Below are 23,899 nucleotides of genomic sequence, written 5' to 3'. Positions count from 1 at the left end.
TAAACAGTTTTTCTTATTTTTCAATATATATATGATAAATACTATCCAAGAAATTGTCAATGTTTTTTTGATTTTCACACATACCTTGAGCCATGAAAGCTGATCCTCCACCCTTGGCATCTACCAATTTAGATTTGTTTTTAAAATCTTCTCCCAAATTTATATATTTATGCTCTTTTGTCAATTTCTTACTTGCTTGAAGTTTTATATCTACAAAACCGTCTGCTTTATTTGCAAATAAAACTATCGCCTTATAATTTTCAGTTATATATTTCGCAATATCAGCCAGCAGCCAGTTTTTTTCACCTTCAAATATTTTATATACTATATATATATTATCTTTATTTATTTTACTTGAGTTTATAATTTCATTTGAAAATAACTCTATGTATTTAAGGCTTGAATACCTGTTTTTTTCATACAGTTCATCTTTTTTATTATTCAAGTTATGTATAGCATTTTCAATATTTTTTTCATCACAATTGAAGTTATTTAATACACGTTCAAATACGTTTTCTCTTTCCAAAACATATTTTACTGCTCTTTGTCCTACTAAATACTCAAATCTAGTTGATCCTTTGTGTCTATAAAATCTTTTTATCTTTATCATACGAAGATCTCTAGTATTGTAACAATGAACTCCACAACATGCATTTATATCCAAATTGGGAATCTCCAATACTCTTATTTCTTCTTTAGTATCTGGTAATGGTCTTCTTGTAATATTTTTTTTTCTTAATTCATCATCTATAATATAGTTTTTAATATCAATTCCTTCTTGAATTATATTATTCGCATATTCTTCTATTTCTTTTACCATATCATCTGTAAATTCGCCCTCTATATCCAGTTGTGAAAGCTCTTTTCCAATATGAAGGCCCTTTGTATTTCTTTGAAATATTTTAAAAAAACAACCTGATAATACATGTTGACCAGTATGTTGTTGCATACCATCTTCTCTTCTGTCCCAATCAACTGTACACTTTACAGGGGCATCAATATCTATTTCTCCTATATTCTCTATCAAAACCACTATTCCAAATTTTAAATCCTCTAAAACATTTATCACTTTTACTTTTATCTCATTATTATTTTTATCTACACCAGTTATATATCCAGAATCTGAAATCTGACCTCCTCCACCTGGAAAGAAGATATTTTCTTTTAGTAAAATCCCAGTTTTTCCGTTATAATCAATTACTTTCTTTATTTGAGTTTTTACTTCTTTTAGATTTCTCTCTCTATAATATAAATTCTCCATAAATAAAACAACCACCCATCTAAACAATAATTCCTTACATAAAGAGTTAGCTCATAAAAATTATTCTACAAGTGATCTAAACTCTTCATACCCTTCTTCTTTCATTTTATCATATGGTATGAACTTTAGGGAGGCTGAATTTATACAATATCTTTTACCACCCTTTTCTTCAGGGGCATCATCAAATACGTGACCTAGATGACTGTTAGCGTTTACACTTCTAACCTCAGTTCTTACCATTCCAAAAGAATAGTCAGTTCTGTTAAATATAGAAGTATCTTTTATAGGTTTATAAAAAGCTGGCCAACCACACTGAGAATCATATTTATCAGATGAAGAAAATAAAGGTGTTCCATCCACTATATCTACATAGATACCCTTTTCAAAATTATCATAGTACTCATTTTCAAATGGAACTTCAGTCATATCATTTTGGGTTACCTCAAACTGTATATTTGTAAGTTTTGCCATCAATTCGTTTCTATTTACATTTCTTCTATCCCAATTACTCTTTACAAAATTATATCTTCCTGAATTTTTATAATAATTGTTATAATGAGTAGAGTTTTTCTTGTAATAATCTTGATGATAATCCTCTGCAGGATAAAAAGCGGTAGCCTCTAATATCCTAGTTTCTACCTTTTCTTTAAAATTACGACTTTCTTCTAGTTTTTTCTTTGACTCTAATGCTATATTTTTCTGTTCCTCATCATGATAAAATATGGCCGTCTGATATTGAGAACCTCTATCTGCAAATTGACCTTGGCTATCATATGGATCTACCTGTTTCCAATAAATATTTAATAATTCTTCATACGAGATTTTTTCATCATCAAAGTGTATCTCTATAGCCTCAAAATGTCCCGTAGTACCACTGGAAACCTCTTTATAGCTAGGTTCTATAGTATCCCCACCAATATATCCACTGACTACCTTCTCAACGCCATCATACGCTGTAAATGGTTTCACCATACACCAAAAACAACCTCCAGCAAATGTTGCTAACTTCTTCATGACAATTCCCCTTTCTTTTTTAAAATAAAAATAAACTTTTATTATTTATATTATGCCCAACAAATTATATGTATAAACAATATTAGATAATCATATCATATAATTATCAATTAAAAGTGAATTCTATTTTAAATATTTAGACATCTTTCAGAAAAAAATGATATAATTAGTTGATATATTATTATTTTTTTATAAAAGTGATCAATATATTATTATTTTCAAAGGAGAATTAGGTGTATTTCATGGAAGGTAATAATTGTAAAAATACAAATAAAACAAACTATAAAGAAGAATTTTCAAATAAAAATATGGAAGTTCTCAATAAACATATTAAAAAGTTAAAAAACATAAAACTTTTTGAAGGTCTAACAGAGGAAAATTTATATTCATTTTTAGTTTCTATGGATAATAAAATAGTTCAACTAAAAAAGGGCGAAATTCTTTTCAATGAAGGCGATTTCTTCTCTAGCCTATGTATCTTACTAGACGGAGAAGTCCTTCTAACAAATAGTGACGAGTATGGAAATAGAAACATCATAGATATAGTTAAAGAAAATCAAATGTTTGCCGAAGTCTTTTCATTTACAAGTGATAAGCTAAGTCCCGTAACTGCACAAGCAAACTTAAATTCAACTGTTTTTCTTATAGACACACAGGAGCTCTTATCTATTAACAATGATCTAGACAATGAGATTCTTACAGATAAAACTATAATTGTCTCCAACCTCTTAAATATTTTTGCCAATAAAAATTTAATTTTATTATCAAAGATAGAGGTTATTTCTAGAAGAAATATCAGAGAAAAAATTATGCATTTTCTTGAATTGCAAAGGGAAAAATCAGGTAAGAATATCTTTGAAATATCATATTCAAGAAAAGATATGGCTGATTTTTTAGGAGTTGATAGAAGTGCTTTATCTAGAGAGCTGAGTAGGCTAAGAGAAGAGGGCATCATAGACTATGATAAAAATAGTTTCAAAATAATATAAATTCAGGATATAGAGCTAACTATACTTTTAACTGTTAGCTTACTTGTGTGAGTAATCTATGAATCTAAAGTTTATAAGCTTTAATTAAAAGATCGAGATAATATTATAGCCATAACTGACTTTAAAACATTAATAGTCATCTAAAATTTTCGTGAATTATTAATGTCAATCAAATTATATTTTTAAAAATTTAAAAAAAGAGCCGTTATTGTATAACGGCTCTTTTTTCTTTATGTCTCTTAATATTTTATTTGTATTTTTCTTTTGAAATGGGTAGTCCCTTCTTTTGAAGTCTATTATTTACCGATTCACCTATAATTGTATAGATTATCGCAAATAAAGGTACACCTATAACCATTCCTATTATACCAAAGAATTTTCCAGCTAATAAAAGTGAGAATAATATCCAAAAAGAAGATATTCCAATTGAATCTCCAAGTATTTTTGGTCCTATTATATTTCCATCTATTTGCTGTATTATTAATATAATGAGTGCTAGCCATAGAGCCTTTATTGGATCCACCAATAAAACAATTATTATTGAAGGTATTGCACCAATAAAAGGTCCAAAGAAAGGTATTACATTTGTTATACCTATTATAAAAGTTATTAGTATCTTGTAAGGCATTGCAGCTATTGAAAGTGTTACGAAAGTAATAAATGCAATTATACAAGAATCTATAATTTTACCAACTATAAACTTACCAAATATCTGATTTGAAAGCCTTGTTATATATAATACTTTATTTCTAACCTTTATAGGGAAGATTGCTGATATGAATTTTTTACAAAGTGCAAAAAAGCTTTCTTTATCTGCTAGTATATATATTGAAATTATCAAACCTAATACAGTATTCCATACACTCTTAACAACATTCAAGAATAGGTTTGCAAGATATGGCATTAAGTTAGTAGCAAACTCCACCGCCTTTTTACCAATTTCATTGACTCTAGAGTTGAATAAATGTTTGGATTCAGCCGATAAATTAAGACCCTCCACTAACTTGTTTGTATATGTATATAACTGATCCATTATACTTGGAAAGTCAGTCAAAAGCTTTGATAAACTGTCCGCAACCTGTGGAAGTACAAATTTTAAAAACAGGGCAATTACCACTAGTACTGTAAAATATGTCATGACTAGTGATAAAGCTCTCTTTTGTTTAAGTTTCAAGTCTCTTTTTGCGAATTTTTTGATCACTTTTTCTTCATAAAAATCTAAAACAAAATTAAATAAATATGCAAGAGAAAAACCTAATATAAATGGTTTTAATATAGCGAAAAAGGCATTTGTAAGTTCGCTTAGTCTTGAAAATTTTGTAACGCTTAAATAAAATGCTATACTCGAAAAGATGACGATAAGAGAGTATACAGCTATTGTTGTATATTTCTTGTTCCAATCAATCTTCATTAATTCGCACCCTCCAGATCCTCATATTGAGAGTCATAAAGGTTCTTATAGAAGCCTCCCTTTTCCATTAATTCACTGTGACTTCCTTGTTCTACTATATCTCCCTCATTTAATACAAGAATAAGATCTGCATTTCTTATTGTAGACAGTCTATGAGCTATTATAAAGCTAGTTCTATCTTCTATAAGGTTGTCCATAGCCTTTTGTATTAACTCTTCTGTTCTAGTGTCTACTGAGCTTGTAGCCTCATCCAAAATTAGTATTCTAGGGTTAGATAGTATTGCTCTCGCTATTGTAAGTAGCTGCTTTTGTCCCTGTGAAATATTTTTGGTATCTTCACTTAGGATCGTTTCATATCCATCTTGTTGAGTTAGTATAAATCTATCTGCATAGGCTGCATTAGCTGCCTTGTATACTTCTTCATCGCTAGCATCTAGCTTTCCATATCTCAAGTTTTCCATGATGCTACCATTAAATAGCCAAGTATCCTGTAGAACCATCGCAAAGTTGCTTCTATAGTAATCTACATTTAACTTCTTAATATCTCTTCCATCAAGTGTTATCTTACCACTATTCGGCTCATAAAATCTCATTAACAGCTTTACCAAGGTAGTCTTTCCTGCACCAGTAGGACCTACTATTGCAATTTTACTGCCTGGCTTAACATCCAAGCTAAAGTCATTAATTATAATCTTATTTTCATCATAGCCAAATTCAATATTTTCGAATTTTATGTGGCCTTCAAATTCATCTTCAGGTATAGTCTCTGTCTGAGATAGGTCTACCTCTTCTTCATCTAAAAATTCAAAGATTCTATCTGCTGCCGCTACTGTTGATTGTAGAAGATTCATAATTTGAGCTATCTGATTTAATGGCTGAGTAAATGATCTCATATACTGGATAAATGCCTGTATATCACCTACTGTTATTTTGCCCATAATAGCCATATATCCACCCAAAATAGATACTATTACATATCCCAAATTTCCAACAAACATCATGATTGGCATCATTATACTAGATAAAAATTGTGATTTCCATCCTGTTGTATAAAGTTTTGTATTTATAGAACTAAATTCTAATTCCTCAAACCTTTCGCCATTGTAACCTCTGATTACACTTTGACCCGCGAAACTTTCCTCTATTCGTCCATTTATCTTTCCTAAGTACTTTTGCTGCATTTTGAAATATACTTGTGATTTTCTTATAACGAATGTTAAAAGAAGCATCGTAAGTGGTAATATTATTAAGGCAGCCAAAGTCATCCATACATTTATAGACAACATCATTATAAATACACCTATTATCGTGATTATTGAAGTCACCACTTGCATCAAACTCTGGTTAAGTGTTTGGCTCAATGTATCTACATCATTTGTTACTCTAGATATTATATCTCCTCTACTGTTACTATCAAAGTAAGACAGTGGAAGCTTATTAAATTTTTCAGATATTTCTTTTCTTAAATTATAAGAAACTCTCTGCGAAACACCACTCATTATGTATGACTGTATATATGAAAATATTGAGCTAAGAGTATAAAGAACTGCCAGTATCAGCACTATCTTCAATACCTTAGAAAAATCAATACCATTTTGTGGATTAGATATTTTTCTTATAACACCATTAAATATCTCTGTTGTCGCTTGACCCATTATTTTAGGCCCAACTATTAAAAATATGGTTGACAGAATTGCAAATACAAACACTATTGCTATATTTTTGTAATCACCCTTCATATACTTTAAAAGTCTTTTTATACTTTTGGAAAAATTTTTATTAGAAGAATCTTTATTTTTATTTTTTGCTTTCATGCTTCAATTCCTCCTCTGTCAACTGTGATTTTGCTATTTCGTAGTAAACATCGCATCTTTGAAGAAGATCTTCATGGGTACCTTTGCCCACTATATTACCATCTTCTAATACTACGATTTCATCTGCATCTATTATTGTATTAATTCTTTGCGCTACTATAATTAGTGTTTTATCAGCTAAATTATGTTTAAGTGAGCTTCTAAGATTTCTATCTGTCTTAGAGTCTAAGGCTGAGAAACTGTCATCAAATACTATAACCTCAGAATCTCTTGCTATGGCTCTTGCTATAGAAAGTCTTTGCTTTTGACCACCTGATAAGTTTGCTCCACCCTGAGAGATTTCACTTTCAAAGCCATCTTCCTTACCATCTACAAAGTCCATTGCTTGAGCTACTTCTGCTGCCAATTTCATATTTTTATTGTTTCTTATTGCTTTACCATATTCTATATTGGAAGCTATTGTTCCTGAGAATATTACAGACTTTTGCGCAACTACAGATACTTTTTCTCTTAATGTCTTCATAGGTATTTTTCTTACATCAACACCATTTAATTTGACACTACCTTCTGTTGCATCTAAGAATCTAGGAATCATATTTACTATTGTAGTTTTACCTGATCCTGTAGAGCCTATTATAGCAGTTGTCTTACCCTTCAAAGCAGTAAAACTTATATTTTCGATTACATTTTCTGGAGCTCCATCGTATTTAAAAGAGACACCATCAAATTCTACTTTTCCTTCTTCATTAAACTTTGTAACTGTTCCATCATCTTTAATTGCTATATCACTTTTTACTACTTCTTCAATTCTGTTCGCACTAATCATTGCTCTAGGTAGTATTATAGACATCATTGAAATAAATAAAAATGCCATAATTATCTGTATTGCATATTGAATAAACGCCATCATATCACCCACTTGGATATTACCTGCATCTATACTCTTTGCACCTACCCATATAATAAGCAAAGTAGCTCCATTCATAACTAACATCATTATAGGTTGCATAAACGACATCAACCTACTAATAAATAAAGTTGTATCTGTTAATTCTTCATTTACATCATCAAATCTGTTTAATTCATACTTATTTGTTCTAAATACTCTGTTAACCTCTATTCCTGATATAAATTCTCTAGTAACAAGGTTTAACTTATCTACAATTTTTTGTATTATTTTAAACTTTGGTAGAGCTTGCCTCATTATTAAAAATATAGAAACTAAAGTTATTGCTATGGCAAGTACAATCACCCACACCATTGAAACATCTAGTTTAAACACCTTAAAAAATGCTCCTATAGCCATTATTGGACCATAAAATAGAAATCTCAATCCCATAACTGATGACTGTTGTATTTGTTGAATATCATTTGTACATCTAGATATTAATGAAGCAATTGAGAATTTGCCCATTTCGTGATTTGAAAATGAAAGTACTTTATCAAATGAATCTTGTCTCAAATCCTTTGACACCTTTGATGAGACCCTTGCAGAGATAAGGCTGACAACTATTGATAAAAGGCCTGTAGCCAATGCTATTAATAACATTATTATACCGTTTTTCCATAGATAGTTTTTCTGCATCTTATTTACATCTATTCCATTTTTCTTATAAATAGTAGAAACAGCCTTTACACCAATCTGCTCTTTCATAAAATCTGGAACTTTGTCTTCACTCATAGTACTCCACTGACTCTTTTTGTCACTTGGCATACTATTGTTCATATACTCTGCGTACTTTACAAACCCATTATTCATATGTACTTCTAATGTTTCAGTATCAACCTTTTTTTTCAAAAGATAATAGTTGATATTATACTTGTCTGTGTTTACTAATTTTGAATTCGGATTGTTCTTTTTTATATTCTGATTTTTTGAATCTTTGGACTTTGGAACCCATAGCTCATATGATTTAGCTATAGAATTTTTGTCCTTCTGATCAGAAAGCGATAGTAACACACCATAGGTATTTTCATCTATTACCTTTGGAATTGAATCCTTGATACCGTCTTGCTGGATACCTACGTTTACTATATCCGAAGTGTACTGTGGAAGTAAAAGCTCAAACTGAACTTGTGCCCCTAACACTACAATCAATAGTAAGATAGAAAGTATGTGTTTCTTAAAATATGACAATATCGTCTTCATTTTTTCTTCCTTTCTTAAAAAATATCTTATTTTTTATTATAACACTTAAAAGGCTTTTTCCCAAATAAAGTTTGTAGATATATTGAAATTAAAAAGAGGCTCCTAGGAACCTCTTTAAGCAAAATAAACACTTAAACAATATATTGCAAAAGCAATACACATTATTCATTCAAGTATTTCATTTTTTAAATCAAATCTCTTTAATTTTTAAACCATTAATTGATTTATTAAATTATTTTTCTTTGTTTATGTCTAATATATCCTTGTACTTATCTGTTAAAGCTTCCATCTTGCTTATGAATGCTTCATTTTGCTTTTGGTACATTATAGCCTTTTCTACTTCTTCCTTTACTTCTTCATATTCAGCCTGAGCAGCTTCACTGTGATCTTCTACTAATATTAAGTGATATCCAAACTGAGTCTTAACTGGAGAAGAAAGCTTTCCTACTGGAAGTTCAAATGCTATTTCTTCAAATTCTGGAACCATCTGTCCTCTACCAAAAGTACCAAGTTCTCCACCGTTCATGTTTGATGGACAAGTTGAGTATTCAACAGCAGCATCTTCAAAAGAGATTTCCTTCTTGTTTATCTTCTTTTCTACATCGCTAGCTATTTCTTCACTATCAACTAGTATATGCTTTGCAGTTATAGATTCAGGATTTACAAACTGTTCTTTATTTTCTTCATAGTACTTAAGCATTTCATCATCATTTGCTGATACTGATGATAGACAAGCGTTAATAGCAAATTGCTTTAACATATTTGCCTTGATTAATTCCATTTCCTTTACAAAGCTTTCATCTTCGTCAAGCTTATTGTCAATAGCATCAAGATAGAAAAGTTCCTGATTTATTAAATCAGCTAAAACTCTCTTTCTTCCTTCTTCACTATCGAACTGTTGTCTTTGGAATTGGTCTAAACTGTTTATTGCAGCTTCTACATCAGCAGCTGTTATTTCTTTTTCGCCTATTTTTGCTAAATAATTTAATTCTGTCATAATTATATTCCTCCGTTAATTCCCTAATTATCTTACCATTCAATGATAACATTTTTTATATACTATGTCTACAATATGTATTTTTTTGTTCTATTTATTATTATTTTATTCTAAATTATTCGATATTGTAAAATATTATAGTCTTTCTAATACTATTTAAAACGACTATTAGAAATCTTTATTATTTCATGTGCTTATTCTATTTTTAGAATATCTATACCTATATCTAATAAAAGTATGTCAATATAAGTATTAATGCTCCTGCAAGTATTCCGACAACACCTATATCATTATATTCTTTTTTTATTAATTTCCAAGATACCATCATCAAGACTATACACATAATAATCTGTGCGTATAAAAGCATTATATTTGTTTTAAATATCATAAAACTAGACAGTGTTATCAAATATGTAATCGACATGGAAAGAGCAAATAAAAAATATCTCTTAGAGTCGATTTTTTTTCTAAAATACCATATCACAAGCAGTAATATAAATAAACTATCAACAGTCAAATATATATAAAATAATATATAGTTGTAGTTTTCTATAGTTATTACACTCCACTTGTACCAATAAATTGGCCAAAACAATAAACTAATAAATCTAAAATATAATTCCATAAATGTGAGTTTTTTCATTTTAGATAGCAAATATATCCCTCCAATCTATTTTTTGTTGTATAATAAAGATATAAGTTATTTTTAATTATACCAAAGATGAGCACAATTTTAAATCTTTTGATTATACCCTTTAATTTTATTTCAATATATGTTAAAATGATAAGGTATTTTTTATAAATATTATAAACAGAAACGGAGGCTTGGACATGGGCATAAAAGATAGATTTGCTGATCAATATGCTAGGCAAAAGACTATGACTGGACCTGAAAAAAAGGCTAACGATATAATCGGTAAGCTAATGCTAAAAAAGGCTATCATACCTATAGTTATTGCAATCGCTGTAGTAATACTTGGAATAGTTGTGAAAATACCTTGGTGGGGAGTACTTATTATAGAAGTACTTGTTGCTGTTGGTACCTACTTCTACCTTAAGAAAGTAGGGGCAAAATACAATAATTTCATCCCTTATGTGGGTAATCTCATTACCTTAGAAAAAAAGGGCAAGGATGAATATGTAGCTTTGATAAAGCAGGGAAAGAAACCTGTAAAGCTTGATATTAAATACGGCGGTGAAGACTTAGAAAGAGTAAAGAGAAATTCACTTGTACAGATAACATATAATCCAGATGCTAAAATTGCAGTCTTGGTAACAAAAAACAATATCAAGAAATAAAAAAAGGTAGCTGCTTAGCTACCTTTTTTATTTTAATCTATTATTTAAATAACGGTAAAGAAATATTAAACTTATTATTTTTTATTAAATAAGCTTAATAAAATTAAAAATCAGTTTAAATTTATTTATTATATAAACATAAGATATATTTAAAATAAAAAACGCAGCACATATAATTACTTTTATATGTGCTGCGTTTATAATACTCTAAGTCAAAATATAATAGTATTTGATTCTTACTATAATTCTTCTTCTTTTAACCTCTCATGGGCATAAGATATTACATCTCGTCTTTTTATTATACCTATAAATATATTTGCATCATCTATTACAGGCACAAAATTTTGGCTTATCAATATATGAAATAGATCCACTACATTTGCATCTACTTTTACTGTTTCATTTGTAAGCCTTCTTGGTATATCCATTATATTAGTGTTTTCCAGAAGATTTCCGTCAAAAGATTTTTTAGCATTCAAATACCACAACAAATCCCCTTCCTTTACAGTCCCTAGATAATTTCCATCTTCATTTACAATGGGAACTGAAGAAAACTTATGTTGTTCTAACGTTTCTAACACTTGCTTTAGGTTGTCTTTGTCACATACACTCACTACTTCTACCTTTGGTGTTAAAAAGAATAAGATATTCATTTTATTATCTCCTTACGTTTATTTTATCTCTTATAAGTATATCACATTATGAATTTTCTTTCATTATATTTTAAAATTATAGTTAATAAAATATCAACCACAAGTAAGAAGAAAGGCTAACCAATCGGTTAGCCTTTCGCACTGTAATCACGATAAAAATTTAATAACTATTTAATCTATCTATATGTTAAAATTAAACTGTCTAAATTATTATATTCTTGATACGTTTGCAGCCTGAGGTCCCTTTGCACCATCAACGATTTCAAATTCAACCTTCTGACCTTCTTCTAGAGACTTGTATCCGTCTGCCTCTATTGCTGAGAAATGTACAAATATATCATTTTCTCCATCTACTGATATAAATCCAAATCCCTTTTCATTGTTAAACCACTTTACTACTCCGACTTTCATTAAATATCCTCCTACATAACGGACTACTGAATTTTGTTGTAATCCATTTCTATCATACAATAACACACTTATGAAAATTAGTCAATAATTTTCTATAAAACATTTACGCTTTTATGTTTTATTTACAACGTTATCGTATCTTTATTATAGCACAGTCTTTTATAAAATACCACAATTATATTAAAAAATTTTATTTAAAATGATTTTATTAGAAACATCTTATTAGATATTAGCTCATTTATACTATAATTCAGTATCTTTTCTTACTTATGCTCTATTTAAAGATCTTTCCGACCTTTGTAAATATCAAAAAGTGTGATATTATATATACAGAATTAACAATCGGAGGCAAATCAAATGAAAAATATGCAAAAAAAAGTAGCATGTGTAAATGATATTTCAGGTGTAGGAAAATGTTCCTTAACCGTAGCTCTACCTATTATATCAGCTTTAAAATGCCAATGCTGCCCTCTACCAACATCAGTGTTATCAAGTCAAACAGGCTATCCTAAGTATACCTTTACTGACTTGACTGATTCTATACAAGAATACATACAGGTATGGCATGACTTAGGTCAAGAATTTGATACAATCTATAGTGGATTTTTGGGCTCTGCTGAACAAATTAAATTAGTTGAAAATTTAATAAATTTAAACAAAAACTCCTTTGTTATTGTAGATCCTGTTCTTGCTGATTTAGGCGTATTGTTCCCAATTTTTGACGATAATCACGTAAATGAAATGAAAAAGCTAGTATCTATGGCTAATCTTATAACGCCAAATATAACAGAGGCAAACCTTTTGGCAGGCAGAAAAGCCGATTCATTTGATTATGATGATGAACAACTTCTTCAACTATGTAGAGAACTATCAGACCTAGGTCCTAAATCTGTTATAATAACAGGATTTGAGACAAATGGATCAATTATGAACATCTGTTACGATTCATCAAAGGATACTATATCAAAAATAGGAAATAAATATAACAAACTTAGCTTTAGTGGAACCGGTGATATATTCACCTCAATAGTAACTGGAATGGTCACTAGAGGTTTTGACATCAATGATAGCGTAAAATGCGCCACAGACTTCATTTATGATACTGTCAACTATACTGTTAAAGATCAAAATTTTGATAGAAATGACGGGATTCTATTTGAAAGCTTTTTAGACAGATTAGTGTCTATTTAGAACTAACAGTCGATACTTACATATATATTAAATATCTTAATTATATTTAATATATTGATCTTAATTACAATATATTAGCATAGATAAAAAGTCGGGATATTTTTCTCCCGACTTTTTATCTATGCTATTTCCTACGATCATTTAGTAGCTTGATCATAGTTATTTATATATTTCCACTGCGATATAATAGTTTCATATAGAATTTTTCTCTTTATCTAAATTAAAATTTCATATATTTTTTCTTAATAATCCATAATATTTATACTTAAATAGGCAATTATCAGTTTTGCATATGATTTTTTTAAAAAACCTCATATGTTTTCTATAGTTTATATTTATTATATGATTTTATACATTAACTGTATCAAATATTTACTTAAAATATATTTTTTCTATAATTTATATATAATTGCTGAATCTCTTCCATTTTTTTCTTTGCAATCAATTGAAGTTCCGATGCTTCCTTATAATTTCCTATTTCAATTGCATTTTTTATCATTCCGTAAATTGATGGTCCACTCAAAGTATTTTTCATAAGATCATATTTTATTTGTGCTATTGAGTCCCACATCACCTCATCTATAGCGTCCATATCGTCATGCTTATGTAACTTCTTAAAAGTTCTTAGTAATCGTATGTTTCTGTCTATGACTCTAGAAGAAAGTTTTTTCTTCCATATATCCAATGACCCTACCTTAAATGAGTTTAATATAGCTGGCGTAAACACATCATCTTCTGTTAAAACTGCTAATTTTTCTGGATAATTTTCAAAATTTAACATTGCTTCATATACAGTTGCTGGTGGTTGCCCAAATCTTTCATTTCTTTCTTCCAATGTATAGAAGTTAAATACATTATTTTCATCTCTATAAGCTCTTCCCTTTTCAAGATAAAATCCTTCTTCTTCAGGTTCTTTTGAAAGTTCTGCTTCTAATTCTTTAGTATCATATTTACCTGCATCAGCAATGGCCTTTATTCCATCTAACATAGTTTGATAACACCCAGCAACTACAAGATACTTATTTGTTCTAGGATTTGGCGATCTAAGTTCAAATCTAAGTGTCTTAGGATTTTCTATATCTCTTATTAGTCCAATCAGTACCGATCTATTTCTTGAAGAAAACTCATAGTCATGTCCAAGTGAAGTAACTGTACATACAGGAGCTTCAAACCCTGGCTCTAATCTATTAAATCCATCATTTGTATTTGTAACAATTGGCGATAAAACTTCATAGTTTTTAAGCATACCCATAAGAGATCCATATCCCATTGGGCTGAGGAAGTCCTTTCTAAGGTCTTCTGGTGCAAATAAATTTACAGATTTACCATTTTTAAGCTTTGCACTTACACCTAGATGAACATGGGCTCCACTACCTGCCACGCCATGTATTGGCTTGGCTTTAAAACTAACTTCTAATCCATGTGATTCAAATATATCGTATACCAATTCTCTAACTAATATTTCATTATCAGTTGCTTGAAGAGGTGTACTAAATCTCCAAGAAATTTCTAATTGCTCCATCGCATGGTTTGTAGAGCCTTCATTATTTATCGAACTATGTATACCACCAACTTCTTTATGTGCCATCTCTGGATTTAAGCCATACTTTTCCAATTCCAAAAGACAACTTTCAAGACAAGTTCTAATTACTCCATGTGTTCTTTTCCAATACTGTTCCTTCAAACTCTGAGAAACAAAAAGTTTTTCCAAATCTGCCTTATCTTCTGGAGTATTGACCCAAAATTCAAGTTCAGTAGCCACTGTTAAATCTATACTTTCTATATCTTTAGGGTTATTAATGTTCGTATTTTTTAATATTTCAGGATTTTCCTTTACAATTTTTCTGATAGTTTCTTTAAAATGATTCTCTGCTCTTAAAAGTGTTGCTCTAGAACATACCATTTTGTTATCATGTACCAAAAAAGCTGGTATTTTGATAGTCCCCACTGGCATTTGTGTTTTTTCATCTATAAAATCATAATTATAATCTACAAACCAAGTGGCATCTACATCTGACATTAAATCTACCTTAGCGTTATTAAGTGTAGCTATTTCATATAATTCCACCGATGAACCATCTGTTTGTATTGTAGAATTCAAAAATGAATCGATATCTTCTAAAAATAGCTTTACTGGTATCTTTTCATCTGTTGAATTCCCCCCCAAATCAACACCCATCAAAGAAACAAATTTTATATTCTTGTTTTCCTCCAAAATTTCGGCCAACCTTTTGCTTGAATGGTCTTCTTTACCTATAAAATATAATAAGTCTGACATACTTCCTCCTCACAAAATATATGAATTATTCTCTAATTATCCATTTTAATATTCGCTTTTAGTTTTTTTATATTATATATCAATTTTGATATATTTTCAAGACGATAATGGCAATTATCTGATATTTTATAGTGACAACGTTTTTATTTGCACTATAAAATATACGCTTAAATACCAACTTTACAAAACTAGTATCTTCTAGCGTATCTAACTAATATTATCTATAAATTACTATTCTGTCAATTTTATCTATTCAGAATAGAAAAAATATCGTTTGCCACTTTAAAATATAAAATTAACTTTTTAGTCATTTTATAAGATAAATTTTAATATTCTCAAATTAATTTTATTTAGTAGATTTTTAAATCACAGATATCCATCTTTCATTTTTTAATATTTTAAGATTTTTTAATAGACATTCACATCTAAATTCAACTGTAAAATACCGAGCTTATATATTATAGAAGAAAAAGTTTTTAATTGCCGTTTTTTACTACTCTAATTATAGACTAGCAATGTTTTATAATATAGTATCGATATTTTAAAGACAATATAAAAAATAACACTATTAGGAATACTTGTAACGCATATATTCTTAATAGTATTATTTATTTTTTCTTTATTATTATAGCTTAATTTTGGATCGTATAATTCAAGCAAAACATATTGTATAATTTAACTAAAACTTTAAGTCACTAGCTAATGCATCTGGATCTGTACCACATACAAAGAAATTTGTGCTCAACTCAAATCCTCCAAAATTATATTTTCTTGGAACTATATGCATATGTGTTCTAAATACTTTTCTACCTTCACATTCTAGCGGATAAGTATGAACTAATAGATTGAAAGGAATCTCTCCTTGGTAGGCATCTAACTTTACAAATAAATTTTTAAATATATAAGAAAGTTCATCTATATGTTTTTCTTTCCAATCCCCCACATCATCTTTTGTTTTAGCAATTATTCTTACTTCACCGTTATATCTGGTAGCATAGGGAACAAACGCCAAGAAGTACTCACCATTGTATATAATTCTCTTTCCATAAGAAATTTCAGACATTATTATATCATCATAAAGGTTTCTACCAGTAGCGGCTATATGTTTTTTGGCTACTTCTAACTCTTTCTCAATTTCAGGTGGAATCATATTAAATGAAACTATCTGAGAATGAGGGTGCATTAAAGACGCTCCTGCATTTCTTTTCGAATTTTTAAATATACTTACATATTTTATACCCTTAGTTTCACTTAGTTCCTTGTATCTAGAACTAAACAATCTAAATGTATTTTTAAATTCATCAATACTCATATTATAATAACTACCATTATGTCTATTTGTTTCTATTATTACTTCATGATCACCAAAGATTTCCTTTGTGGACATATCTAGTATTGGAAATTTATTACTTACGCACTTTGCAACCCAATCTTCATCATCGAATAACTCTTCTTTTAATGTGTCTGTTTCTTTTTCATTACCCCTGCAGAAAGGACAACTGCTACTATATTCATTATCTTTACTATCAAAATCATTTGTCGAATTGACCTTATCTAGAGGTCTTTTATTTCTAAAACTTGAATAGATCACTGAATCTCCAGTTATAGAGTCTCTTCTTATTTCTTTCATATCAAACACCCCTCAGTATACTTTTTTATATTAATTTTATAAATTAATATATCTCATTTATTTAAAATTATATCACTAATTTTCTATTTTTAGGAGATATTTATAAATAATTCTTTGTTAATTTATAAATATAACATAAACTTATTTATTTTTGTACAATTTTGTGTTATATTAATTCTAGAAGAAAAAAAACGTTTTTACAAATTATTTTCTTTGTAATAATACAAATTATCGTTGTAGAATTTAGTTCTACAACTATTTGAATGACATTTAATATTATGGAGGTTTATATTATGAAATTTTCTAACAGAGTTGGTTCAATGCAGGCTTCACCAGTAAGAAAGCTTGTACCATATGCTACAGCTGCAAAGAAAGAAGGAGTAAAGGTTTACCACTTAAACATAGGTCAGCCAGACATCAAGACTCCAGACGGATTTATGAATGCAATAAGAAACTTCGATCAGGATGTTTTAAAGTATGCTGATTCAGTAGGTTCTGATGAACTAGTTAACGCTATGATCGACTACTACAAGGGATACGACATACATTTCGAACCAGGTGAAATACTAATAACAAATGGTGGTTCAGAAGCATTATTATTCTCAATGATGACTCTTTGTAACTCTGGAGACAACCTTTTAGTTCCAGAACCATTCTACACTAACTACAATGGTTTCGCTAGCTGTGTTGAAGTTGGAATTAAGCCAATAACTACAAAGGCTGAAAATGGATTCCACTTACCAGCTAAGGAAGAAATACTTAAGGTAATAGATGATAAGACTAAGGGTATATTACTTTCTAACCCAGGAAACCCAACTGGTGCAGTTTATACTCGTGAAGAAATGGAAATGTTAGCAGAAGTTGCTATAGAAAAGGATCTTTGGATAATCGCTGACGAAGTATACAGAGAATTCGTTTATGATGGATTAAAGTATACAAGTTTCGGAAACATAGAAAATGTTGCTGACAGAGTAATAATAGTAGATTCAGTATCTAAGAGATACTCTGCTTGTGGTGCAAGAATCGGTTCTCTAGCTTCTAAGAACAAGGAATTCATAGCTCAGGTTCTTAAGCTTTGCCAGGGAAGACTTTGTGTTCCTACTCTAGAAATGGTTGGTGCTGCTGAACTTTACAGAACTCCTAAGTCTTACTTAGAAGAAGTAAACAAAGAATACAGCAAGAGAAGAGATGTATTATACAATGAAATAATGAAGATTCCTGGACTTGTTTGTGAAAAGCCAACAGGTGCATTCTACATCGAAGTTAAGCTTCCAGTAGAAAACGCTGAAGATTTCGTTATATTCATGTTAAATGACTTCAGACACAATGGAGCTACTACAATGGCTACTCCATCTGAAGGATTCTATGCAACTCCAGGTCTTGGTAAGGATGAAGTAAGACTTGCTTACATCTTAAATCAGGATGATCTAGTAGCTGCTGCTGAATGCTTAAAGTTAGGTCTTGAAGCTTATAAGGCTGCTGGAAACAAGTAATAATTACTTGTTCAAATTTTAAAAAAATTTAAATTAACAATATTAAACACCACTATTATATAATAGTGGTGTTTTTTTGTTTGTAAGTATAATCTGTGAATCAAAAAAGCTATTGGAATTAACCAATAGCCCCCTGACCATGCAATTTTAAACTATAAATATTTAAACTACTAATGTTAGTCAATTGATTCCATTGTATTTATTATTACCTTCATTGAATCAAAAAACTTTTCTAGATTTTCATGACCTATACCGTCTATTTTTCCATGAAGTTCATTCTTCAAATAATCCAAAAACTCACATGCCAGTTTATCGCCATCTTCTGTCAAAACAATATTATACTTTCTTCTGTCCTTTTTATCCTTTACTCTTTCGACATACTTTTTTTCTTCCAAGTCATCAATCATACTTGTCAAACTACCCTTTTCTATGTTTAACATGTTACATAATTCGCTCATACTTATAGAACCATAGTTCTTTATAAATGTAAGAGCTCTTACCTGAGTCTTGTTAATATTTCTATCCTGTATAAATGATTTTATATACTCTAGGTAAAAATCATTATACAATCTTGGCAATGATTTTACCAAAAAGGATATTGTTGTGTCCACACTTTTATACATATATATACGCCTCCATTCATGTACTCTTAAATCCATTATAAGTAAAATTGTAAGATTTTTCAATATCTCCAACTAAAATATTCTTTTTTACAGATATTAAGGCATTTTTAAAGAGGCCAAAAATAACTTTATAAGGTAATGTATAGTTAAAAAACTAAATAAAAAAAGTAAGTTAAAAACTCACTTTTTTTAGATAATATTTGCTATTTTAAATTAATACTTTTATTTTTTCGAAAAATATTAATAAATCCTTATTTTAAGAATTTTCTGTATTTTATTTTTATCTTGATTCTATCTCTATTTTATGAATTCTATTTTCTCAGGATTTTCTAATTTAATTCCCAATTCTTTCATAGTTTTTTCATTTACTACTATTCTAGCTTTATCAGTAAATACAACTGGCATTTTGCTTGTATCTTCTCCATTTAGTACTTTTGCTGCCATCTTGCCTGCTTCTCTTCCTATTTCTTTGTAGCTTAGTGAGTTTGCAGCTAGGGCACCATTTTGTACATGGGCTTCTTCAGAACCTATTACAGCTACTTTATCCTTCTTTGCAGTCTCTACTATCAAAGGCATAGATGCTGCCATTAAATTGTCTGTAGGAGTGAATATCACATCAGCCTTTTTTGCAAGAACACTTACAGCTTGACTTATTTCATTTGTTGAAGATACTCCCATATCAATTACTTCCATATCTCTTTCCTTTGCACTCTTTTTAAGATTTTCAACTTGAATTTTTGAGTTTATCTCTGATGTATTGAATATTGCACCTATTTTTTTTGCATTAGGTAATACTTTATTCATTGCATCCAATGACTTATTTATATTTTGGAAATCCGATGTACCTGTAATATTACCACCAGGATTTTCATTTGACTTCACTAACTTTGCATTTGCTGGATCGCTTACAGCCGTAAATATAATTGGTATTTCACTCGTCGCATTTTTAGCTGCTTGAACAGATGGAGTTGCAATAGCGAATATCAAATCCTTATTGTCAGTCACAAATTTATTTGCTATCGTCTGAGCCGTAGGGACGTCTCCTTGAGCATTTTGCATATCTATCTTTAGGTTCTTACCTTCTTCAAAGCCACCCTCTTTTAAGCCCTCAATGAAGCCCTCTTTTGATAAATCAAGAGCAGGATGCTCTACCAATTGTGAAATCCCAATATTTTTTGTCTCGTCTTTTTTAGAGCCACATCCAGATAATAATCCTATTGATAAAGTCGCAATCATTGCCATGCTTAAAACTTTTTTAATATTAGCTTTTTTAAATTCTTTCTTTGTAAATTTCATAATAATACCTCCAAGTATAATAAATAATAAATAGTTTTAACAAAATAAAGACTAAAACAAAAAAACCGCCAGCAAATAAACCGGCGGTAGTAAACTCAAAAATGGTATAAAAAAAACCGCCAAACATGCGGCGATTACTTAAGAAAACTACTTTAACATAAATGTTAAATCACTTTGGCCGACACGTTACAATCCTTGTACTGTTGTACTTTAAAACGGGCTGTAAACATTGTCGAAATAACTTAGTTAGTTCAAAATATGCTACAATCCCTAAATATAGTAACCAAAGTAATAATAATATGTGTTAGTAAATTTTCTCATCTTTTTTCTCCTTTTTTTAAGTGTTAGTCTCTTTTTTATTGTTATTATTATTCATCTTAACATCGACAATAGGATATGTCAATAAAAATCAGAAAATTTCTTTATTTTAATAATATTTATATATTTAAGATTTTCTAAAGAAGAGTCTATCTTAATTGATTTTTCAAGTTTTATATGGTAATATTAATAGGTAAATTTTGAATTAAAATGCAACTTATAATTGAGTGGGAGGTTATAGTTTTGTTAGAAATTTTAAAGGCCATATTCCTTGGTGTAGTCCAGGGTATAACAGAATGGCTTCCAGTAAGTAGTACTGGACATATGATTTTAGTTGACCAATTTCTGCACTTAGCAGGATCGAAAAAATTTGTCGACACATTCCTAGTGGTTATACAGTTTGGTTCTATACTGGCTGTTTTAATTTTATTCTTTGAAAAGTTAAATCCTTTTTCTAAGAAAAAAACCGCTAAAGCAAGAAAAGCTACTTGGGATCTTTGGTTAAAGGTAGTTATTGCAGTAATTCCATCAGGTATTATTGGAGTATTATTTGAAGATGAAATATCCGCTGTATTGTTTAAACCATCCGTGGTAGCTGCTGCACTTATTGTATATGGTGTTATTATGATTTGGTTGGAAAACAGACATAAAAAACCACAAATCACCAAATTTAGTCAATTATCTTATAAAACTGCCTTTCTAATAGGTATGTTCCAGATTCTTGCACTGGTTCCAGGTACTTCTAGATCAGGTTCTACTATTATAGGTGCAACACTTATAGGAACGTCTAGATTTATCGCTGCTGAGTTCTCATTTTTCTTGGCAATACCAACAATGTTTGGTGCAAGTATACTTAAGCTAATGCACGCTGGATTTGCTTTTAGTGGCTTTGAATGGCTTATTATTCTAGTTGGTTCATTAACTGCATTTATTGTTTCTATTGTAGTTATTAAATTCTTCCTAGAATATATTAAAAAACATGATTTCAAGGCTTTCGGTGTATATCGAATTGCTCTAGGTCTAATAGTATTTATTTATTTTGCCTTTGCAGGATAAATAATATTTGTATAAACAAAAAGCTATGCATAAATGCATAGCTTTTTATTTTCACTTAATTTTTTACTAGTATTTTACTCACTAGTACTTTATTTAACTCTTAGTAAACTTCACTTTTAATCTCTACTTATCAAACTCATCACTTAATACTTTTATTATATCGCTATTTTCTTCAGTGTATGAGATTATTATACTCAAGCTTTCTTCTGCTCTAGTCATAGCTGTATATACTTTGTTTAAATCCCCAGCAAAGTCATTAATAAGATAATCTTGGCTTTCAGGAGATATAGTATGGTTGTATAACATCTCTAACTCACAGGCTATCACAACCTTATATGACAGTGATTTAATTGAATATATATTCGATATAGTTACTCCATCTTTAGGAGTTATATTACTAACTGTATCATCTGCAAACATATATCCTATTCCCGCTTCTTCAAGTGATTTTCTCAACATATATTGAAAATATATAGTTTTTCCATTTTTAAGTCTTTTTTTATTGTAGGGATATACTATTGCAATATCCTCTGCAAGATATCCCAAATCATTGACCATATGTTGAATTTCCCAAATTACAGAACTAATCTGATCATCTAAATCTTCAACCCTTACTATATTCACCTCTCTATGAGATTTCCATGTTGCCTTTGTTTTCATAAATACGTCATGTGAAATATTATCTCTAAGACCGGACATAAAAGAATTTGCCCTATCACAGTATCCATTTATAAAGTTTGTGATTTCTTCACCTTGGCTATAATTGTTTTCTAGAAATAATTCATCCTCATACTCTAAAACATTCAAATTACATTTAAATATATTGAGATTATTGTTTATATTATAAGCCTTACAAACACTAACATTAAATATGTTCTTTGTACTGTATAAAAATTCATTTATCAGAAGTATTTCTTCCTCTGTTAAATTCTCTGCCTCATCAACAAATATGCCCTTATACATCTTTTTATTCTTCATAGAATTATTTATTTGTTTCATTATATTAATAAAAGATTTATCATAATTCTTTTTCAATAAATTATAATCTATTACGAGGTTATTTGCCTTTGCCAACTTAAATATAAATGAACTAAAAGTAAATACCTCTATATTGGATGTGTCTACATTTAATATATCTAGCATTTCCTTATACATATTTAACTGTTGCTTTGTAAATGTAAGTATTAGGAATTTATGATGAGGATATATCTTTGATAGCTTAATAGCTCTTCCCAATAAAAGCGAACTTTTGCCAGTGCCAGATCCACCTGCTATCAAATGATTACCATAATTTGCTGATGAAATATCAGCTATTTGTTTCTCCTCCATCATACATACTTTATATTCCAAACTATCGTGTTTGAAGGATATTTTCTTCATAAATGGATTTAAATTAACCCCTTTTGTTATTGCAAAATATTCGCTACAAATTCCATATATATACATTGATAATTCTATTTCATTATTATCGTTACCCATATATTTTTTGATATTATCTCTATCCCTCAAAAGATCTTTTACTTCTTCGCCCACTAAAATATGTTTGTTAACAAAGTCATCCATACCATATTTTTCTCCTATAGATTCTATATTGGGCATTAAAAATATGTAATTATAATCTATATTGGGATATGTTTTTTTCATATTTTTAAAAAGTAAATCATATTCTTCCTTCATTACTTCTAAAATTTCTTCATCTAAAAATGAAAATAATTCTTCTGTTGTATCCATAAACTTGATAAAAACCATAGAGTTCTCTCTAATGTAAAGCATATCCGTATTAACACCTTTAAATGGTATTACCTTTGGGATTAAAAAGTCGCTATCTTTTGCATTATGATATATTTTTTTCTCTATATCCTTAAGCTTAAGAGCTTCCAAATTTGAAACTATGCTCATATAATTTTTCAATGTTATTCCCCCCTACAAAAGCGATTCAACTATTCTGTATCGCATTGACAGATTTTTACTTCTATTACTATATTAAAACTTTACTAATATTCTAAAATAATCTTC

At 29.4% G+C, this 23,899-nt stretch carries 19 protein-coding genes; 5 read left to right on the top strand and 14 right to left on the bottom strand.

Annotated features, from left to right (window positions below; translation table 11 throughout):
* Positions 1-13 precede the first annotated feature (13 nt).
* A complete protein-coding gene (locus RR561_RS05635; RefSeq protein WP_332506579.1) occupies positions 14-1,261 on the bottom strand; it encodes an alanyl-tRNA editing protein in 1,248 nt (415 codons plus the stop codon).
* 60 nt (positions 1,262-1,321) lie between these two features.
* Entirely contained in the window at positions 1,322-2,275 is a 954-nt protein-coding gene (msrB, locus tag RR561_RS05630; RefSeq protein WP_332506578.1) for a peptide-methionine (R)-S-oxide reductase MsrB, read from the bottom strand.
* A 242-nt stretch (positions 2,276-2,517) separates the two neighbouring features.
* Here msrB and RR561_RS05625 point away from each other — a divergent pair, with 242 nt between their 5' ends.
* Complete coding sequence (locus tag RR561_RS05625; protein ID WP_332506577.1) at positions 2,518-3,264, top strand: Crp/Fnr family transcriptional regulator; 747 nt, start codon at positions 2,518-2,520, stop codon at positions 3,262-3,264.
* 247 nt (positions 3,265-3,511) lie between these two features.
* On the opposite strand, the gene RR561_RS05620 is transcribed toward RR561_RS05625, so the two are convergent.
* From RR561_RS05620 to RR561_RS05600, 5 genes are all read right to left on the bottom strand, one after another.
* The gene (locus RR561_RS05620) at positions 3,512-4,675 is read right to left on the bottom strand and encodes an AI-2E family transporter (protein ID WP_332506576.1); all 1,164 of its coding nucleotides are present in this window, start codon (positions 4,673-4,675) and stop codon (positions 3,512-3,514) included.
* Entirely contained in the window at positions 4,675-6,489 is a 1,815-nt protein-coding gene (locus tag RR561_RS05615) for an ABC transporter ATP-binding protein (RefSeq protein ID WP_332506575.1), read from the bottom strand. The genes RR561_RS05620 and RR561_RS05615 overlap by 1 nt, the downstream gene beginning before the upstream one ends.
* Positions 6,473-8,638 (bottom strand): ABC transporter ATP-binding protein, encoded by a 2,166-nt coding sequence (locus RR561_RS05610; protein ID WP_332506574.1) that lies wholly within the window; start codon positions 8,636-8,638, stop codon positions 6,473-6,475. The genes RR561_RS05615 and RR561_RS05610 overlap by 17 nt, the downstream gene beginning before the upstream one ends.
* A gap of 232 nt (positions 8,639-8,870) precedes the next feature.
* Positions 8,871-9,635: a peptidylprolyl isomerase gene (locus RR561_RS05605; protein ID WP_332506573.1), complete on the bottom strand. Its 765-nt coding sequence runs from the start codon at positions 9,633-9,635 to the stop codon at positions 8,871-8,873.
* A gap of 226 nt (positions 9,636-9,861) precedes the next feature.
* Positions 9,862-10,290 (bottom strand): hypothetical protein, encoded by a 429-nt coding sequence (locus RR561_RS05600; RefSeq protein WP_332506572.1) that lies wholly within the window; start codon positions 10,288-10,290, stop codon positions 9,862-9,864.
* A gap of 176 nt (positions 10,291-10,466) precedes the next feature.
* Between RR561_RS05600 and RR561_RS05595 the strand changes: the two genes are divergently transcribed.
* On the top strand, positions 10,467-10,934 hold the full coding sequence (locus RR561_RS05595) for a hypothetical protein (protein WP_332506571.1): 468 nt from the start codon (positions 10,467-10,469) through the stop codon (positions 10,932-10,934).
* 239 nt (positions 10,935-11,173) lie between these two features.
* Here RR561_RS05595 and RR561_RS05590 read toward each other — a convergent pair whose 3' ends face one another.
* Entirely contained in the window at positions 11,174-11,587 is a 414-nt protein-coding gene (locus RR561_RS05590; RefSeq protein WP_332506570.1) for a CBS domain-containing protein, read from the bottom strand.
* A 210-nt stretch (positions 11,588-11,797) separates the two neighbouring features.
* On the bottom strand, positions 11,798-11,998 hold the full coding sequence (locus RR561_RS05585; protein WP_106776679.1) for a cold-shock protein: 201 nt from the start codon (positions 11,996-11,998) through the stop codon (positions 11,798-11,800).
* Between the two features lie 357 nt (positions 11,999-12,355).
* Here RR561_RS05585 and RR561_RS05580 point away from each other — a divergent pair, with 357 nt between their 5' ends.
* Complete coding sequence (locus RR561_RS05580) at positions 12,356-13,189, top strand: pyridoxamine kinase (RefSeq protein ID WP_332506569.1); 834 nt, start codon at positions 12,356-12,358, stop codon at positions 13,187-13,189.
* Positions 13,190-13,565: 376 nt separating this feature from the next.
* Here the strand turns inward: RR561_RS05580 and RR561_RS05575 are convergent, their stop codons facing one another.
* Together RR561_RS05575 and galT are read right to left on the bottom strand one after the other, a co-directional pair.
* Positions 13,566-15,467 (bottom strand): hypothetical protein, encoded by a 1,902-nt coding sequence (locus tag RR561_RS05575; RefSeq protein WP_332506568.1) that lies wholly within the window; start codon positions 15,465-15,467, stop codon positions 13,566-13,568.
* Positions 15,468-16,146: 679 nt separating this feature from the next.
* Positions 16,147-17,097, bottom strand: coding sequence for a galactose-1-phosphate uridylyltransferase (gene galT, locus RR561_RS05570; RefSeq protein WP_332506567.1), 951 nt, complete (start codon positions 17,095-17,097; stop codon positions 16,147-16,149).
* Positions 17,098-17,390: 293 nt separating this feature from the next.
* Between galT and RR561_RS05565 the strand changes: the two genes are divergently transcribed.
* Positions 17,391-18,590, top strand: a complete 1,200-nt coding sequence (locus RR561_RS05565; protein ID WP_332506566.1) for a pyridoxal phosphate-dependent aminotransferase — start codon at positions 17,391-17,393, stop codon at positions 18,588-18,590.
* Between the two features lie 176 nt (positions 18,591-18,766).
* Here RR561_RS05565 and RR561_RS05560 read toward each other — a convergent pair whose 3' ends face one another.
* Positions 18,767-19,213: a MarR family winged helix-turn-helix transcriptional regulator gene (locus tag RR561_RS05560; RefSeq protein WP_332506565.1), complete on the bottom strand. Its 447-nt coding sequence runs from the start codon at positions 19,211-19,213 to the stop codon at positions 18,767-18,769.
* 297 nt (positions 19,214-19,510) lie between these two features.
* Positions 19,511-20,509, bottom strand: coding sequence for an ABC transporter substrate-binding protein (locus RR561_RS05555; RefSeq protein WP_332506564.1), 999 nt, complete (start codon positions 20,507-20,509; stop codon positions 19,511-19,513).
* 528 nt (positions 20,510-21,037) lie between these two features.
* Here RR561_RS05555 and RR561_RS05550 point away from each other — a divergent pair.
* A complete protein-coding gene (locus tag RR561_RS05550) occupies positions 21,038-21,883 on the top strand; it encodes an undecaprenyl-diphosphate phosphatase (RefSeq protein WP_332506563.1) in 846 nt (281 codons plus the stop codon).
* 123 nt (positions 21,884-22,006) lie between these two features.
* Here the strand turns inward: RR561_RS05550 and RR561_RS05545 are convergent, their stop codons facing one another.
* Positions 22,007-23,794 carry a UvrD-helicase domain-containing protein gene (locus RR561_RS05545; RefSeq protein WP_332506562.1) on the bottom strand — a complete coding sequence of 596 codons (1,788 nt, stop codon included), beginning with the start codon at positions 23,792-23,794 and terminating at the stop codon, positions 22,007-22,009.
* Positions 23,795-23,899: the final 105 nt, after the last annotated feature.

The organism is Peptostreptococcus sp. (assembly GCF_036639115.1).
In the GTDB taxonomy this organism is placed as follows: Bacteria; Bacillota; Clostridia; order Peptostreptococcales; family Peptostreptococcaceae; genus Peptostreptococcus.
This window is presented reverse-complemented; position numbering and strand designations above follow the sequence as displayed.